This window comes from Porifericola rhodea, assembly GCF_030506305.1.
GTDB classification, from domain to species: Bacteria; Bacteroidota; Bacteroidia; order Cytophagales; family Cyclobacteriaceae; genus Catalinimonas; species Catalinimonas rhodea.
Genome location: NZ_CP119421.1, coordinates 4,345,875 through 4,363,319 on the forward strand (window position 1 = coordinate 4,345,875; position 17,445 = coordinate 4,363,319).

General features: G+C 41.2%; 14 protein-coding genes. 7 read left to right on the forward strand and 7 right to left on the reverse strand.

The features are described from left to right. The first annotated feature begins 257 nt into the window (after positions 1–257). The 5 genes from PZB74_RS17870 (at position 258) to PZB74_RS17890 (ending at position 4,846) form a co-directional block, all read left to right on the forward strand. Positions 258–959 (forward strand): response regulator transcription factor, encoded by a 702-nt coding sequence (locus PZB74_RS17870; protein WP_302238529.1) that lies wholly within the window; start codon positions 258–260, stop codon positions 957–959. Between the two features lies 1 nt (position 960). After that, positions 961–2,445: a sensor histidine kinase gene (locus PZB74_RS17875; protein WP_302238530.1), complete on the forward strand. Its 1,485-nt coding sequence runs from the start codon at positions 961–963 to the stop codon at positions 2,443–2,445. Between the two features lie 343 nt (positions 2,446–2,788). Next, the gene (locus PZB74_RS17880) at positions 2,789–3,235 is read left to right on the forward strand and encodes a DM13 domain-containing protein (RefSeq protein ID WP_302238531.1); all 447 of its coding nucleotides are present in this window, start codon (positions 2,789–2,791) and stop codon (positions 3,233–3,235) included. Then, the gene (locus PZB74_RS17885) at positions 3,219–4,142 is read left to right on the forward strand and encodes a hypothetical protein (RefSeq protein WP_302238532.1); all 924 of its coding nucleotides are present in this window, start codon (positions 3,219–3,221) and stop codon (positions 4,140–4,142) included. Before PZB74_RS17880 ends, PZB74_RS17885 begins: the two co-directional genes overlap by 17 nt. Positions 4,143–4,171: 29 nt before the next feature. Beyond that, complete coding sequence (locus PZB74_RS17890) at positions 4,172–4,846, forward strand: Crp/Fnr family transcriptional regulator (RefSeq protein WP_302238533.1); 675 nt, start codon at positions 4,172–4,174, stop codon at positions 4,844–4,846. 191 nt (positions 4,847–5,037) lie between these two features. Here the strand turns inward: PZB74_RS17890 and PZB74_RS17895 are convergent, their stop codons facing one another. After that, positions 5,038–7,035 carry a glycoside hydrolase gene (locus PZB74_RS17895; protein ID WP_302238534.1) on the reverse strand — a complete coding sequence of 666 codons (1,998 nt, stop codon included), beginning with the start codon at positions 7,033–7,035 and terminating at the stop codon, positions 5,038–5,040. 135 nt (positions 7,036–7,170) lie between these two features. Beyond that, positions 7,171–10,596 carry a HEAT repeat domain-containing protein gene (locus tag PZB74_RS17900; RefSeq protein ID WP_302238535.1) on the reverse strand — a complete coding sequence of 1,142 codons (3,426 nt, stop codon included), beginning with the start codon at positions 10,594–10,596 and terminating at the stop codon, positions 7,171–7,173. Positions 10,597–10,842: 246 nt separating this feature from the next. On the opposite strand from PZB74_RS17900, the gene PZB74_RS17905 reads away from it, so the two are divergent. Next, positions 10,843–12,138 (forward strand): sulfatase family protein, encoded by a 1,296-nt coding sequence (locus PZB74_RS17905; protein ID WP_302238536.1) that lies wholly within the window; start codon positions 10,843–10,845, stop codon positions 12,136–12,138. 21 nt (positions 12,139–12,159) lie between these two features. Here the strand turns inward: PZB74_RS17905 and PZB74_RS17910 are convergent, their stop codons facing one another. Together PZB74_RS17910 and PZB74_RS17915 are read right to left on the reverse strand one after the other, a co-directional pair. Beyond that, complete coding sequence (locus PZB74_RS17910) at positions 12,160–12,441, reverse strand: hypothetical protein (protein WP_302238537.1); 282 nt, start codon at positions 12,439–12,441, stop codon at positions 12,160–12,162. A 55-nt stretch (positions 12,442–12,496) separates the two neighbouring features. Further along, on the reverse strand, positions 12,497–12,853 hold the full coding sequence (locus PZB74_RS17915; RefSeq protein ID WP_302238538.1) for a SpoIIAA family protein: 357 nt from the start codon (positions 12,851–12,853) through the stop codon (positions 12,497–12,499). A gap of 466 nt (positions 12,854–13,319) precedes the next feature. On the opposite strand from PZB74_RS17915, the gene PZB74_RS17920 reads away from it, so the two are divergent. After that, positions 13,320–15,038 carry an FAD-dependent oxidoreductase gene (locus PZB74_RS17920; RefSeq protein WP_302238539.1) on the forward strand — a complete coding sequence of 573 codons (1,719 nt, stop codon included), beginning with the start codon at positions 13,320–13,322 and terminating at the stop codon, positions 15,036–15,038. Between the two features lie 29 nt (positions 15,039–15,067). Here the strand turns inward: PZB74_RS17920 and PZB74_RS17925 are convergent, their stop codons facing one another. The 3 genes from PZB74_RS17925 to PZB74_RS17935 all read right to left on the reverse strand — a co-directional run bounded on the left by PZB74_RS17925 (position 15,068) and on the right by PZB74_RS17935 (position 17,394). Further along, complete coding sequence (locus tag PZB74_RS17925; protein ID WP_302238540.1) at positions 15,068–15,730, reverse strand: response regulator transcription factor; 663 nt, start codon at positions 15,728–15,730, stop codon at positions 15,068–15,070. Further along, on the reverse strand, positions 15,717–16,514 hold the full coding sequence (locus PZB74_RS17930) for a sensor histidine kinase (RefSeq protein WP_302238541.1): 798 nt from the start codon (positions 16,512–16,514) through the stop codon (positions 15,717–15,719). Before PZB74_RS17930 ends, PZB74_RS17925 begins: the two co-directional genes overlap by 14 nt. A 652-nt stretch (positions 16,515–17,166) precedes the next feature. Next, positions 17,167–17,394 (reverse strand): hypothetical protein, encoded by a 228-nt coding sequence (locus tag PZB74_RS17935; protein ID WP_302238542.1) that lies wholly within the window; start codon positions 17,392–17,394, stop codon positions 17,167–17,169. Between the last annotated feature and the right edge of the window lie 51 nt (positions 17,395–17,445).

Sequence of the window (17,445 nt, forward strand, 5' to 3'; positions counted from 1 at the left end):
TTGGATGATACGCAATAGGTGTAGATTCAAAATTTTATAGTGTTAATAGTGAGAATACGAGTATAAATATGAATTAATCGCCATTAAAAAGCACATAGATACTAACTGGCATCCCCCGGTTTTTCAGGTGAACGTAACTGCTCAGCCTGATAATTTTTGTTGCTAAAGCCTTAAGTGTCCGCAAGGCAGCATAAAGCCGAGCTAAAGCGTGATACTTTTGTGATACTTTAAAGCTAGTATTGTATAAATGTAACGATATGAAAAAGGTACTTATCGTAGAAGATGATCCTGAGATAGTAGACCTGCTGGAAATTCATCTGGATGATCTGGACTGCCAGATTACTAAAACCTATGATGGTAAAGCGGGTCTGGATGAGGCGCTTACGGATAGTTATGACCTGATTATACTGGATATTATGCTGCCCTTTATGGATGGGCTGGAAGTTTGCCGCCGACTAAGAGGGCAGGAGCACTATACTCCGATACTGATGCTTACTGCCAAGTCAGAGGAAATTGATAAGATTCTGGGGCTGGAAACCGGTGCCGACGATTACCTCACCAAACCTTTTAGTATAAGAGAATTTATCTCCAGGGTAAAAGCTATTTTCCGTCGTGTGGAAATGATAAAGGGAGAAGGGCAAAAGCAGGAAGATAAACATGTAATAGAAGTAGATGGACTGTTGATGGACTCTGAAAAACGTAAGGTTAGCCTGCATGGTGAGCGCCTCTCCCTTACACCCAAAGAGTTTGATCTACTGTGGATTATGGCGGCACATCCGGGCCGTAGCTATAGCCGGCAGGAGCTCCTTAACCTGTTGTGGGGCTACGAGTTCAGCGGTTATGAGCATACCGTAAATGCGCACATCAACAGACTAAGGGCAAAAATTGAGGGGGATGTAGCCACACCAAAGTACATTTTGACCACCTGGGGCATAGGATACCGCTTTAAAGATGAATAATATGACCGTACCATCCGGACAATCATTACGAAATAGCCTGTTCTGGAAAATTGCTATTGCGCTCTTTACGCTCTTTTTGTTACTGGGGCTGGCCTTTATTTTTATTACTTCTTTTGCCAGTAAACGCTATTATGAAGAAACAGCGCAAAGGCTTAATGCAGATGTAGCTGAGCAAATGCTGGCAGAAGTAAATCCTTTTGTAAACGGAGAAGTAAATAAAGAAGCGCTGGGTACTATTATGCACTCCATGATGGCCGTAAACCCCAGCCTGGAGGTCTATTTACTGGATCCGGAGGGTGAGATACTTTCTTTCGTAGTGCTGGATAAAAAGGTAAAGCTTAGTAGGGTATCATTATCTCCGGTGCAGGAGTTTTTGTCAAGCAAAGGTAAGAACTACATACTGGGAGACGATCCACGTAACCCGGGGCGCAGCACTATATTCTCGGCTACTGAGGTGAAAGAAGACCAGAAGCTTTTAGGCTATGTATATATGGTACTGGCCAGTGAGGAATATGATAATGTGATGGCTTCTCTATGGCAAAGCCATATCCTAAGAATAGGCACATGGTCTTTTTTGCTGGTACTGGTTACCGCCTTAATAATTAGTCTGCTCGTTATCTGGTGGTTTACACGATCGCTGCGCAAAATACAGACTATGGTGCGTAGTTTTGAGGAAGGTGACCTCAACGCAAGGGTAGAAGTAAAGCAGAAAGATGAGCTGGGCGCTCTGAGCCATTCTATTAATAAGATGGCGGATACTATTGTACGTAATATAGAAGAGCTAAAACAGGTAGACCATTTACGCAAAGAGTTGATTGCTAATGTGTCACATGATCTGCGTACTCCCCTGGCTATCATGCAGGGTTATATAGAAACACTGAACATTAAAAAGGATAGCCTGAGCGAAGCACAAAAGCAAAAGTACCTGGATATTGTACTGAAAAGCTCAAACAAACTGAAGCGTCTGGTCAATGATCTGTTTGAACTGAGCAAGCTTGAGGCACGTCAGATAGAACCTAAGTGCGAAACCTTCTCACTACCCGATCTGCTGCATGATGTAGCCATGAAATATCAGATACTGGCGCAGGAAAAGTCCTTAAAGCTTGAAACACATCTGGATAAACAAAGTGCTTTGGTGCATGCGGATCTGGCAATGATTGACCGGGTACTGCAAAACCTGCTAGACAATGCCCTGAAACACACGCCAGATGCTGGCACTATCCGTATTAATGCCCAGCAAGAGGGGGAGGAGGTAAAAGTAGAAGTAAACAATAGTGGCTCATTTATAGAAGAGAAGGAACAGGGTAAAATATTTGACCGCTACTTTATGGGTAAGGAGCCCCGCGTAAATGGTAGTGGACTTGGACTGGCCATTGTGCGCAATATTCTGGAAATACACCAAAGCCATATAGGCGTTAGGAGCAACACGCAGGAGGGAACTACCTTCTTCTTTAGTCTGCCCAAGGCTAAAGCTGCTCTGGTATAGTTGCCCAAAGTATGAAGGGGGAGGCTGATCATAGGAAATTGAGTTAGTTGTTTGTACTAAAGAGGTTGCCGGTAGGTAGCCTTTTTTTGTGTTTCCAGTATACCCACAACCCTATTTAATAATAGGAAGCTCTTATACTCAACATAGTAGGTTATGTTAAAGCGGCAATTCAGCATGATGAAGCCTAACACAGGCTACCATTGTATGTATCTTTACATCAATTCGTAATATATCTACACTTAAACTTTTGAGATATTGTCAACTTTATACTTTGTTATAACTCTTGTGATCTTTTCGTGATAGTTGGAGGCTACTTTTATCACATCCAAACACAATAACTATTATGAAAAAGATTATTTTATTCGCAGTACTTCCTTTGTTTTTTATGTTCGCCTGTGATGAAGACGATGAGGTAACAACCGTAGACAGTAGTCGTCCGCAGGGCACATTTAGCGTCAGCAGAAGTGGTGATTTTGTTGAACAGAACGGTACCGGTACCCAGGGCATGGCAGCCGTTGGTACAGATGAAGACGGGAATAGCTTTATCCGTTTTAATGACAGCTTCCAGACAAACCTGGCAACGGGCACAGTAGCCATCTTTCTTTCTACCAGCGATACTTTTATGGCTGATCCTGCTAATGGTAACCCTAACCTCAAATTGGTTGGTAATGTGTCTATGAACGGTGAATCTTATTATCCTTTAAGTGAAACTGTAGACAGCAAATACACACACATTATCTTATGGTGCGCATCGGCAAACATACCTTTTGGTTATGCTCCGCTGCAATAAGCCATTGATGTCCGGCCCTGGTATAAAGCTAGAGGCCGGACTACCTTATGCTCTGCTCAGTATTGTTCTGGTACTTGTACTGGTGCAGCCTGTAAAGGCACAAAGCGGATGGGTAAGAAAGAAAGGAGAAACCTTCAGCCAGCTTAGTTATGCGGGCTATACTTCCGATACTTATTACAACCTTGAAGGTGAGCAGGTAGAGACCGCTGAATTTTATCAGCATAATCTTTATCTCTACTCCGAGTACGGTATTAGCGAAAAGCTTAGTGTTCTTATGAACGTACCTTTGATGCGTGCGCAAGGCTTTAGTACGACAGAAAGTGTATGGGGTATTGGCGATCTTCGTCTGGATGCTAAATATGGATTCTTTCAGGAGGTACTGCCAATAGCAGTAAGCCTGGGTGTAGAGGTGCCCTGGGCAAAACCCAACCGGCTGGCAGATAATGAAGATGGTTTTAGTAGTATTAACCTGCCTACCGGAGATGGTGAGTGGAATATACATGCCGGACTGGCTATTTCCCAGTCTTTACACCCTTTACCCGCATATGTAAACCTATCAGGAGGGTACAACAAGCGGACATCCTTTGAAGGGCAGAACTTTAAAGACCAGTGGACAGTAAACACACAGCTTGGTTATCAGTTCTTTGATAAGGTCTGGATGCAAGTGCAGCTGGGAGTGCAGCAAAGTATAGAAAAGCCCGAGAGCCTTGTTTCTTTTGTTCGGGGCGATGGATCGGCTTTTACGCAATATGGCCTTAACCTGAGTTATCTTCTTAACGACGCTTGGGGCTTGGGACTTCAGTACTATAATAACGCTGATTTTATTATAGAAAGAGTGAATGTATATGAATCTGCCACTCTTGGTTTTAGCGTTTTTTTTCAGAAGGACTTTAGCCAGAAGCAGTAGTTCATTTGTATTACCCATAATCCATGCCCATGACATCCACAGACATAACAACTACACCCACCCAATTTTCTGAGCTTGTATCTAACCTCAGCGGGCATTTGCAACACTATAATAAGTATGATTTTATCTACTTAAGTCCGGCAAATTTACAAAAGCTCTTTTACGTAAACGAAGGACTGGTAAGGCTAGGCACCTATACTGAAGATGGGAAAGAAGTCACTTTTTGTCTGGTACAGGAAGGGGCACTAATCGGAAGCTTTTCTTTTCAGGACCATCAGGGGAAGCTCTTTGCTCAGGCTTATTCAGAGCTTAGTTTGCTCTCATTTTCGGAATGGGAGATGCGGTCCATGTTTCAGCAAAACAGCAAATTTACCTTTGAACTTATCAAAATGATGGGTGATCAACTGCGGACGATGGAGGAACAGTTTAAAATGCTTGCCTATCAGGATGTACCGCAGCGAATACTCAAGTTTATTCTTTACCTGGCCGAACTCTATGGTTATCGGCATCAGCGGGTAACTTATATACCCCATAGTTTTACTCACGAAGATATAAGTCGGGTGGTACATACCAGCAGGCAGACAGTAACTGTTACATTAAGAGAGCTCCAGCAAAAAGGTTATTTGTGTTATCGCAGGGGAGAGTTTCAGATTTTCCACTATGAAGAGCTATTAAAGCTGGCTAACAAAGGTTTATCATACTAATTCTTTAAATACAACTGAGGCAAAAAGCATATACTGAGTTAATGTTAGCAATTAGTGTTATTTTGTTAGCTATGTTCTTAGTGAAGCAGCAAACAATTATTAGGCTAATAAATTGTTAGTCAAAACAAAAAAGCTTTACCGTTTACATACTGGTATAGCTTATTCATTGCTTTAATTTTTATTTATGATACTTAGTCTGTCATCAGGCTAATGTAACTGTTGGCTTCCATAGTAAAGCTGGCTTTTCCGTTTTTTACATTTACACTACGGCCTTTTTTCATATTATTTTCCTTATTGGTAAAGTATAGGCTTAGCTTTTTTACACTTGATGGCAGCCCCTGAATTGTAGCTTCTCTCTTTGCACCAGTATTAACCAGATGGATTGCATAACTTCCTTTATCCTTATCGCCCAATGCGGCACAGCTTACTGCTGCGTGGCTACTTTGAATGGGTAAAGCACATAATCCCTGAGGAGTAGAGGCTAATTGCTTAAGGTTCCAGAATCTTTGAGTAGGGCGCAGAGGTTCATTATTGCCATAAATACCTCCACCCACCAGCGGCGAATAGTCGGCAGTAAGCTGCCATTGGAGTATGGTTAAGGGCTGGCAGATAGCAAGCATACGCGTATACAGCTTAATCTCTTCCATTGCATAGATTGATTCCTGAAAAATCTGAGGATAACGCCATGCAGCAGCGTCAATACTACCTTCGCCTACTACCAGGGGTACACCTAGCTGAGCAGCAGCAGCATGCCATTTTTTTAGCGTAGGTGTGGCCCAACCTCTCCAAGAGTGGAACGATACAGCGCCTATAAAAGGCCGGGCGGCGGGGTCTTCCATAGCATGGTCAATAAAAGCATAGCCATTTGCGTCGGCAGTATCGCCCAGCAAAAACCTGGTTTGCAGACCATGTTCACGTAGCCAGGCACCAAAACCTTTCATAAAAGCGGTATGCTGCTCCGCGGTTTGCCTTACATCTATGCCCAGGTCAGCTTCGTTAAAAGAAAACATGACAGTTTCTACTCCGTATTCCTCCTTCAGAAATTGTATGTAGGAGCCTATAGATTCGTAAATCTGCTCCATTTTGGTAGTATCCAGCAAGTTTCCGAAATAACCATTGGGCTGTCTGCCAGGAGTGAGTGGCCCATCAGCTGCCCACTCAGGTGGAAACCAGATGGCAAGCATGAGTGGAATACCCTGCTGATCTAATTTCTGTGCCATTTCTATAGCATCTTTCACCTTGGGGTGAAGCTTACCGTTTTGAGCTTCCTTTAATGGATTTGTATTTTCTTCTGGATGCCATTGTCTCCACGGCAGCTCTACTCTTCCCCAGGAGACTCTCAGGTTTTCCAATGAATACGCGATAACCTGTGGATCTACTTTGGCATTTTGTATGCGAAAGTTACCTCCCAGTCCATCAAAAGGACGTCCTTGCTGAGTAGGGTACAGGGTAAAAGTAGCAGCTGTATGGTCAATTTCACCATCCACACTAATGCTAAACGATTTTTCGGCTGTAGTTCCTTTGCTGAGCATTCCTTCCCAAATTGGGAGATATAGCAGAATATCCCCTTTGTTATCATCAGATTCCTTTACAATGATGGTTGAAGGCTGATCCATTTTCACCTCAATACTTCTTAGGCTTGCACTTATTCTTACACCTTGGGCTGGGGCCTTCAATAGCTCATTTTTACCGCTTTTACGGCTTTCGTTAAGTTTTAGACTTGTCGTATTGATTAATTCTACTTCTGCCCGGGCATAGTAGCGGGCAGGTAACTCCAGACAGAGGTAAGCACCTTCTAAAGTGCGTGTAGCCTGAGCATCTAATTTTAGGTGGATGCTCGCTTTCCCTGCTTCGGTATCACTTACTGCTTTAGTAAAGAAAATACTATCCAGTTGTGTGTTAACAATTTGTGTATTGCCTTCTCTCTTAAACTGAGGTCTTTGTCTTTCTTTTGCCGTTTGATGCTCATAAGACCATTCTGGTTTGACTAGCTTTATACTGCTTTCAAATTCCATCAATTGGCCTTCCATACGTATTCCCTGTAGATTTCCCCAGGCCGTCATTTCAGCTTGTGCATGAGCCTGTGGAGCCGTGCAGTATAAAAGGATAAGTAGGGTGAAAAATAAAATTGTTTTGTGCAGCAAATAGGCAGCGTATTTTTTGAACACGAGTAAATTGTGTATTAGCATTAATACTAAATTTTATGTTAAAGTTATGCTGAGGCGATATGGCTCAGATAGGCGAGTGACTGTATTTTTCGCCATAAGCACTAAAAAAATAAAGCCTGCGAACTATGCTAGTCTGTAGTTCGCAGGCTTTTATTACTACATATGATCGCCTTTCAGAGTAGCTAAAAGGCTAACAATATCTCTTATCTCCTTTTTGGTTAGGAAATTTTTCATATCAGGCATAGAAGAGGGTGCAAGGTTTTTCTTAGCAATCTGATTTTTCATAATTGTAGTATCAGACTGGCTGCCTATTTTCATCATAAGTTGCTCTTCAGTTTCTCCCATATAAGTGCCGCTAACTGTTTTGCCATCTTGCATTTCCAGAGTGACCACTCCATAGCCAGGAGCAATTTTGGCACTAGGGTTAATAAGTGCTTCCAGTATTTCCTCTCTACTCAGACGGTCTGCCACTCCATTTAACCGAGGGGCTACATTACTACCGTAATCGCCGATGGCATGGCATTTCATACATTGAGCAGTAGAATGGCGGTAAACTAATGTTTGTCCTTTTCTAGGGTCTCCTCCAAATAGCGCTGCTCGGTAGCTTGCCATTTGCTCATCTGGCGACATAGAAGCCTGAATCTGTTCGTACTGAGATTTTAATTCATCTGAATGAGTACTGTCAATAGCTTCAGCCAGCTCCAGATGAATTTCGTAAGGCAGATTACCGTTTTTCATGCTATTCAGTAATTTTTCAAATGCTTGCTGAGAAGCTTCAGGAGCAACATTCCCTAAAGTAAGGAGTGCGGCCTGTTTTTCTTCGGTAGTTCTTTTGTCAATGACTTCGGTGAGTAGCACTACCTTGAGGTCATCAGAGATGTCCATTTCCCTCATCAGGTCAAGTCCGGCAATTCGCACCTGCTTTTCGTTGTCTGTCAAGGCCTGCTCTATGGCCTGGTCTATTCTGTCGCTTTCCATAGCTGCCAAAGCCTGTAAGGCCTCTACTCTCACTTCTGCTGCTTTATCATTTTTGAGCAGTGCCATGAGTTGATTGCTGCCATCTTCTATGCCTAGCCTGCCTATGGCATTGACTGCTTTAAGCCTGATGTGCGTCTCTCTGTGCGCTGCCAGGCTAACCAAAGCCTGAGAGGCTTTCACTCTTACTTCATTGATGTCTCTTTCAATCTCACCCCGGTAGCGTCCGGTCACCCTGTCCAGAACAGAGGGTTTGGCCCAGGTGCTGAGTGCGGCTATGGCTTCAGCTCTCATCTCGCTGGGAGCGGCCTCACTTTGTGCATAGTCAATCAGGTTCTGCATGGCTTCTTCAGTGCCTAGCCTGAGGTTGGCATTGATAGCCCTCCGAAGGAGAGGCTCACTGTTGAAGCGCTGCTGGCGCAGGAGGTTGCCCAAAGCAGGAAGCGCGGCTTCAATAGAGAAGTCATCGTTGATAGCCCGAGCGGCTTCGGTGAGGATGTACTCATCTTGATCGTTAAGGAAATTGGTGATGGCAGGGTCGCCCATTCTTCTCAGGGCGAGGACGGCCCCCAGCCTTACAGCATTAGAGGGGTGTGAGTAGAGTTGAGCTACGGCATCAACATTGCCGATTCTGGCCAGGGCCAGACTGGCGGCATGTCGGATGTAGGCATCTTCATTATTATTGCTTTCCAGAAGCTGAATGAGAGGCTGTATAGCATCGGTATAGGCGATTCTACCGAGTGCTTCGGCAGCGAAGAAGCGAGCACGGGGGTATTCATCATTGAGCAGAGGAAGAAGGCTTTGAGCGGCAGGCAGATGTCGTATATCTCCCAGCCATTTGGCCGCCTGCGCTCTGATCTCAGGGTCGTTGTCCAGAAGCAGGGTAATAATAGGCTGGGCATAGTTTTGATCTTGGCGGGCCAGTTGAGCCAGCCCCCAGATGCCATGTACGCGAGCAAGCTGATGATCAGTCTGGGTGATGGCCTGCTGGAAAACTTCAGCCCCATCTTCGCCACGTTTAGCCAGTTCAAACTGTGCTTTCTGGCGTACTCGCATGTCAGGGCTTTTTAAGATTTCGCCTAAGTGCTCATCTTCATGCTTAGTAAAATCTTCTTTTAGAAGCCTTTCCGTTTCTTTTCGCTCCGCGGAATTAGCAGTACTCTCGTCATCTAACTTCCAGATACGTCCAAAATCTTTTGTGCCCCAACCATCTACCCAGTCAGCAAAATACATTGCGCCATCAGGGCCAAAGTCTATACCGGTAGCTAACACACCACCCATTACTTTTTCTGTCTCTGCCAGCTCAAAAGTAGCTCCTTTGGGCTTTAGCTTAAAGGAGTGTATGCCTGAACGAGCAGGATTACCTACAAACTCAGCAACAAAAAAATTATTCTTCCATTTAGGGCCTAAGGCGGTTCCCGGGTTATAAACCAAACCTGTAGGACCATTTACAAAATTCTGGATACAAGGAGTAATATATGCGGCCTGCCCCTCAAAACGAGGTTTGTATAGCCCCTCATCCATCCATACTTTGTAAGCGTTATTGTCAGGGTCTTTATACTTTCCAAATTGCCAGTTGATTCGCCATCCGGTATCTGAGCCGTTGACAATGTAAACGAGGCGCTCACTTTCTCCGGGATGATCGCCGTCATTATCCTGACTGATCAGGTTACCGTATTCATCAAAGGTAAACTCGTGAGTATTACGAACTCCCATAGCGAATACTTCAAAATCAGAACCATCGGGATTTGCCCTTACGATTACACCACGGTTAGGGTATTTCCATTCCTGACCATCGGGGCCGGTTCCATTAAAACCAATATCGCCAATTCCCCAATATATTTTACCATCCGGCCCTATCTCCAGACCAGACATGCCATGTGCTCCAAAGCCAATATGTATGCCGTAGCCATGAGAAATAGATGTTTTTTCATCAGTAATGCCATCACCATTGTTGTCTGTAAGTCGCCAGAGGTCAGGGGCTACACCTACAAATAGCTCATTGTTATGCGCCATAATTGCTCCGGCAACATCGGTAGTTTCTTCATGAAAGTCCTCTACCATTAACTGAGAAAAATCTGCCAGACCATCACCATCCTTATCTTCCAGGCGATAAATATGTTCTTTCTCCACGGTCATATCTTTCCAGTCATGAGAACCATCACCATTAAGGTCTTTAAGCCATTCGTTTTTCTGACTATTTTCCGGAGAAAGAGTAGTATGCAAAAACTCTCTTTTATCTTCTACAGATTGTAGTTTGATAGAGGCAATTTCCCAGTCCTGATGTCGGCGAATATCAAATTCAGAATTCTTTTGTCGGTTTGTTCGCGAGTAGTATAGCCTTCCCTGGTCATCAATGTCTATAGAGATAGGGTCTGCCACAATAGAGTCTACTCCCCAAATCTTGATATTAAGTCCATCCGCTAGTTCTGGTGTGACTAATCCTTCTATTTTCTGAGCCATTTGTGCGGCTTCATCTGCGCCAATGGTTTTGGTACGTAAGTCTACAGCTTCCTGCTGGCAGGCACTAAGGCAGAGCGCCAAAGAGGCGGAACTCAACAGGCCTTTTATGGTCCAGCTGCTAGCTAATCTGGTTGTGTGTTTCATCTAGATCGTTGTATCTTTAAAATGAAAATTTGGTCTGAAAAGAGATTTTTTCGCTTTGTAAAAGCGAAGCCAAACAAGTTGGAATATTAAGCTATCTTCAGAATATTTCCCAATGTAAGGCTTGTTTTTATGGCATCCATGAGATTATCAGGAAGCTTTGCAGATTAATTTGATATTTTAGAAAAAAACTTAACTATACACACCTAAATGAGCCTTCACCTTTACATAAGCTGTTTACTATTTTTAATGCTGCTTTTAAATTATCATCAAATTTGTGCGCAAACATCTACCTCAGAAAAACCTAATGTGATATTAATAATGGCTGATGATATGGGAGCTGAGTGTTTGGGAAGTTATGGAAGCCTGGACTACAAAACTCCTGTACTTGATCAACTGGCAAGCCAAGGAATCCGCTTCACAAACTGTATTTCTCAACCGCTTTGTACACCCTCAAGGGTAAAAATGATGACTGGTTTATACAACTATCGTAATTATGAATACTTTGGATATTTAGGTAAAGAGCAAAAAACTTTTGGGCATATTATGCAGGAGGCAGGCTATACAAGTTGTATAGCAGGAAAATGGCAGCTGAATGGGTTGGCTTATAAAAATCAATTAAAGGACTGGAAGGATAAGCGTAAGCCAAATCAGTTAGGTTTTGACTATTATAGCCTGTGGCAGTTGACAAAAAGCCGAAGTGATGGAGAACGATACGCAAACCCTTTAATAGAACAGGACGGAAAGGTATTGAATCTCTCTGAAAATGATTACGGTCCAGATATATTTAGCGAATATGTGTTAGATTTTATAGAGAACAATCACCAGAATCCATTCTTTATCTATTACCCTATGGTGCTAGTGCATGACCCTTTTGTGCCTACACCTGATTCAGATCAGTGGAGCGATCAATCAATCCGTTACAAAAATGACACGGCTTATTTTAAAGATATGGTCAGCTATACCGACAAAATTGTAGGCAAAATTGTGGGTAAATTAAAAGAGCACAATCAACTAGATAATACACTGATTATATTTACAGGAGACAATGGTACGCATACAAGTATTGTGAGTAGAACCAATAATGGAGAAATTAGAGGAGGGAAAGGAAATACTATAGATGCAGGTACCAAAGTACCATTAATTGTTCACTGGCCTGATCAAATAGAAGGAGGAAGTATTTCTGAGGAACTCATTTCGTTTAGTGATTTTTTTGCCACTTTTGCCGATCTGGCAGGAATAGATGCTGAGTCTGATGGACATAGTTTTTTACCACTGTTAAAAGGTGAAAGTTTTACCGCTAGACAAAGCGTATTAGTTCACTATGACCCTAAATGGGGCGCGAACGTGAATAGGTATCGTAATAGATTTAGCAGAACAAGGGGATACAAGCTTTATATTGATGGTAAGTTTTATAATCTGGACAAAGACCCAATGGAACTAGAGCCTATTGCAGCGGAAACTATGAGTACAACAGAAATGAAAATACACCAAAAACTGCAAAAGGAGCTTGATCAGGCTCCTTTATGGCAGAATTCAAAGTGATAGTACATGTGGGTGGATAGATTAGCAATCGCAGCTAAAATCGTCTATGTGCACATATTTTGCGGCATAGACGTCGTCTATTCTTACAATTTGAGATAAAGGTATTTGTTCACCCGTATTAAAGTTAACCATCTTTTCATGCTTAGTAGCATCCTCATTTATAGAGAGCGCTATAGTGGAGATAGTCATAAACTCGTGAATGTCAGTAAAGTATTGTAACTTTATGTAGCGTCTTTCCTGAATAGAATTATCAAGGTAATTTTCAAATTTCTTTTGTTGGTCTGATCGCACTGAAGTCTGCATAATATATTGAATTGTCTACATTATTACTACAGAGTTTAGGGCAATAAGGTTTAGTTTACTGCTCTATCCAGTCTACAGCATCATATTTTTCTGAAAAGTGAAATATTTTGAGTTCAAAATCAAAATTTTCTTCAGTCAGTTTGGTGGCTTCTACGAGCCAGTCTTTGGATGTGACAACAGCTACTTTATGAAATAAAGCAAGGCTACCAAAACTAATGTCCAGGAAGTCAAAAAGAGTATCAACCGTAAAGTCGTTCATTTCTACATGCTCCACAAATAGGTTCAGCTTTTTATGTACATTAAGCTTTTCTTTCATGATAGGTAGCATAGGAATAATGTCACCTTCACTAAAATTTTCGTCAATTCTTAATCCCACAATATTGTCTTTGAAGGACTTTATGGCTTCGACCATGCTGTTAAATTTTAAAGTTTAAAAATTAGGGGTAATGCTAATAAGATAAAAATGGTATTGTTAAATTTATGTGTTTAAAGTATCACAAATATTTGAAATATTTTAAAAAAAGCTAATAAATAAAGCTGTTTTTAATTTATTGATTATTGTATGTTTTCATTTGCACAATAATGTATAGGATAATACTGTATTGTAGCTCAGTATTAATTCTGAGATAATGCAGCTGGATATGCATCTGCGGCTTTTTTGTTAATTAAGAATGATGAAATTAAGCTTATCCTTTGCTGATGATAGCAACGAATTTATTCTGGTTATTTTGGAAATATGTAAGTGAGCTTGAAGCTAGATAATTAAAAAAACATTGCAGATAGCATGAAAAACAGGTGAAAGCCTCTATTTTAGGATTTGATACTAAAGTCATACATCAGGTATTGGCTAATACTGACTAAATGAGTAACGCATCCTAATGAACAGACGAAACTTTATTGAATTAGTAGGGGCTGGCAGTAGTGCCATGGCATGTGCCCCAATATTTACCGTTACAGCAGCTAACTCTCAACCTAAACATTTACACAAACAGAAAGCAAAAGAGCTAAATGCAGATATAGTAATTGCTGGAGGAGGTTTAGGAGGATGTGCAGCAGCACTTGCCGCACTCAAAAGTGGCCTTAGTGTAATTCTTACTGAAGAAACGGATTGGGTTGGTGGACAACTTACTCAGCAGGCTGTGCCCCCGGATGAACACCAATGGATAGAATCCCATGGTGCTACTCAGTTGTATCGTGAATTTAGAAGTGCTATTCGCCAGTATTATAAAAGCTACTATCCACTAACAGAACAGGCTAAAAATACTAAAAACCTCAATCCCGGTAATGGTGCGGTCTCACGATTGTGTTTCGAGCCTAAAGTAGGAGTGACTGTACTAGAAAGCATGTTGGCCCCCTATACCAGTACAGGACAATTAACACTCTTGCTTGAGCACAAAGCCGCCGCCGCAGAAGTAAGTGGCGATAAAATTAACTTTCTTGCAGTGAATGACTTAAGGAATGGAAATGATAAAATTTTATCCGCCGCATATTTTGTAGATGCTACTGAGCTAGGAGATTTGTTGCCGCTTTCAGGTACGGAATACGTTAGTGGTGCTGAAGCAAAAAGTGAAACCAATGAGCTACATGCCGCTGAAGAGGCTCAACCTCATAACCATCAGTCGTACACCATGTGTTTTGCGATGGATTATGTGCCTGGAGCTAAGCTTACTATAGATAAGCCAGAAGATTACAACTTTTGGCATAAGCATATTCCTAAGCTAAGCCCTCCCTGGCCCGGAGAGTTGCTGTCTCTCACCTACGCCAACCCTTCAACCTTAGAACCTAAGGAACTGGGTTTTCACCCTGATGGTAGAGCTACTGGCAACAAGTTAAATTTATGGAACTACAGGAAAATTATAGATAGACATAATTTTAAAAATGGGCTATACACCGGGGATATTACCATAGTCAACTGGCCTCAAAATGATTATATGCTGGGAAACCTGGTAGACGTTAGCGAAAAAGAGTTTCAAAAACATTTGCGAGGGGGAAAGCAACTCAGTCTTTCTCTATTCTACTGGTTACAAACCGAAGCTCCAAGACCAGATGGAGGGCAGGGGTGGCCCGGATTACGCTTACGTGGCGATGTAATGGGTACTGAAGATGGTATGGCTAAATATCCTTATATCAGAGAGTCTCGCAGGATAAAGGCTGAATTTACAGTATTGGAAGAACATGTAGGCACAGCTAATAGGGCTTTAATAACAGGGAAGAAGGAGAATAATACAGCTGCTGATTTTTACGATAGCGTTGGAATTGGCTACTACCATATTGATTTACACCCAAGTACAGCGGGTGACAACTACATTGATTTTGGATCTTTACCGTTCCAGATTCCTTTAGGTGCATTAATACCTCAACGCACTATTAACCTTTTGCCAGCAAACAAAAATATAGGTACAACCCATATTACTAATGGCTGTTACCGGCTTCATCCGGTAGAGTGGAGTATAGGAGAAGCTGTAGGCTATTTAGTAGCTTATTCTTTAAAAAATAAAACTATTCCAAAAGGAGTAAGGGAAGATAAAAGGCGTCTGGCAGAGTATCAAAGCTTGATTAGAAAAAATGGAATAGAAACACACTGGCCTAAAGCTTAAACTGAATGTAAAAGTAGAGCGATACTAAATTACTCTACCTTTACCAACTTGTGTTTTATAGCATATAACACTAAGCCTACCCGACTTTTTACATTCAATTTTTCAAAAAGATTTTCACGGTAGCCATCAATTGTTCGTGGTGAAAGACACATTTTGTCGGCAATCTCTCTGTAGGTAAGTTCAGAGCTAGCATGTTTCATAAACTCTAACTCACGATCACTAAAGTTCTTTTTCTGGTTTTGAAGCTCAGCCTCGTTATAAATGTTGTTAACTAATGCCTGGCTGATAAGCTCTGTATGGTAAAAGCCTGTCTTTTGAAGTTGATTCAATGCTTCTTCCAATTGAATGGGATCTGCGTCTTTCAGGATATATCCTTTAGCTCCGAGTTTGAGCATCCGGATGACAGTTTGTTCATCATCATTCATTGAAAGTATCAATATTTTGATGTCAGGATAACGTTCTCTTAACCAGGCAGCAGTAGCAAAGCCATCCATAATAGGCATACTAATATCCAGCAATATAATTTCAGGTACATCTCCCTGGTCAATGATTTCCTGCAATTGCCGACCGTGTTCAGCTTCGTAAATAATTTCAAAATTATCGAATCCGTTAACCAACTCCACAATTCCTTTACGAAAAAGTGTATGGTCGTCTACTAGGGCAACTGAAGATGTTGTATTAGATTGATTCATAAGCTTCAGTGGGCAAACTAATTTGTATCTGAGTTCCTTTTAGTGGTTGGCTGTCAAACTGGGCAGTAGCTCCTATGACTTTAGCTCTGTGAATTATATTTCCTAATCCGGTACCACTACTTCTGCTAAGCATTGCCATATCAAGACCTTTACCATCATCCTGAAAGCCTAAATTAAGACCATCGGTGCTATAGCCAATATTAATTGCTATCGTCTTAGCTTGTGAATGCTTGATCGCATTGTTAAGTATTTCTTGTGAGATTCTAAATAATATAAGTTTTTTTTGAGGACTTATCGGTACTTCTGTCCCAGAAAGTTTAAGTTCGGTAGCATACATACCTGTTTTATTAATCATGTCAAGCTCCTTTTGCAGAGCGTGAGAAAGCTCTTGATTTAGGATATATTCCGAGTTCATAGATTTTGATAAATTCCGCAGGTCCTGTATCGATTTGCCAATTAGCTCTTTGGTATGTCTTACTTTTTCCAAAGTATACTTATCTGTATGTCTTTGCAGGGTACTCAGGTTAAGCTTCGCTAGCGAGAGTACCTGACCGATATTATCGTGTATTTCTTGCGAAAGTGTGTTCAGTGTTTGTTCTTTTATCTCAAGTTGAGCTTTTAGAATTTCCTGTTTGTAAAGGTTTTTCAGCTCTTCTTTCTCTTGCAGGTATTTATGGTATTGTCGCTGATGTACAAAGATAAACCCTACTATAAATGCAGTAATAAGTAGTAGAAAAACAGTCGCACCTATTACGATTTGAACTTCACCGGGGATGGCTTGCATAAAAGTCCTATGAAAATATAAATACACATGATTAAGAAAATGAAATTATGGAGCATCCATAGCAGATGTAGTTTCTCAATCTCTAACGCTGTTAAATAATTATATGAAAGGAAAATAACAAAACTTCCTGAAAAATATGTAAATATTCCAGTTACATACCAGAAGGAGCGAGTATATGCAATGTTTGTAGTAACCGGATTCAGTAGTTTTTTCAGATAATAAATTAAACAATAGCCCACCAGTACAAAACTAGCGAAACCATAAGTATTGCTATTGAAAGAACCTATCCCATCTCCCCAAACAAGATCTATAAAATAAAAGACGAAAAAAATTAATATGAGGGGCTTAGTATAGTCTGAAATTTTCTCTTGTTTAAAGGTTGCTTTAAAGAAAAAGCTTAGAACGATGAAAGAAGCTATACAATTGATATGATAAATAAACAGGTTGTTTTCTAGCAAAACCTGATCATAGATAATAGCAATAGTGTTAAGAAAGGCCTGAATTAATATAAACCACAAAATAAAGTCTCTCCTCCATACTTCTCTACTCTGTTTTAAAGAAAACAAGAAAAGTAGAATAGGAGAGACCGTATCCAGATACACAAATATTTTACTTGTCATTAAGCTTAACAATTTCGTGTAAACTTAAGCAATTATGGGCAACCAGGGGGTCTCGGACAACCATGTTTTGGTGGTATGCCCACATCGTCAAATGATGAGTTTACCACCTTTGCTAATATTTTTGCTTTAAAATCTTTGTTTACATCCTGTTGAAAGTTAATCGTAATAGATACTGAGTAGGATGGGTCTGAAGCCACTGGGTCGCTAATCAAGTTACGAATGTCATCAATGTTGAAAACATATTCTGAATGTTTCTCCATAATAGATAGGTTTAGGTAGAGATCATGTGTATCAGAATTTAAATATTAAAG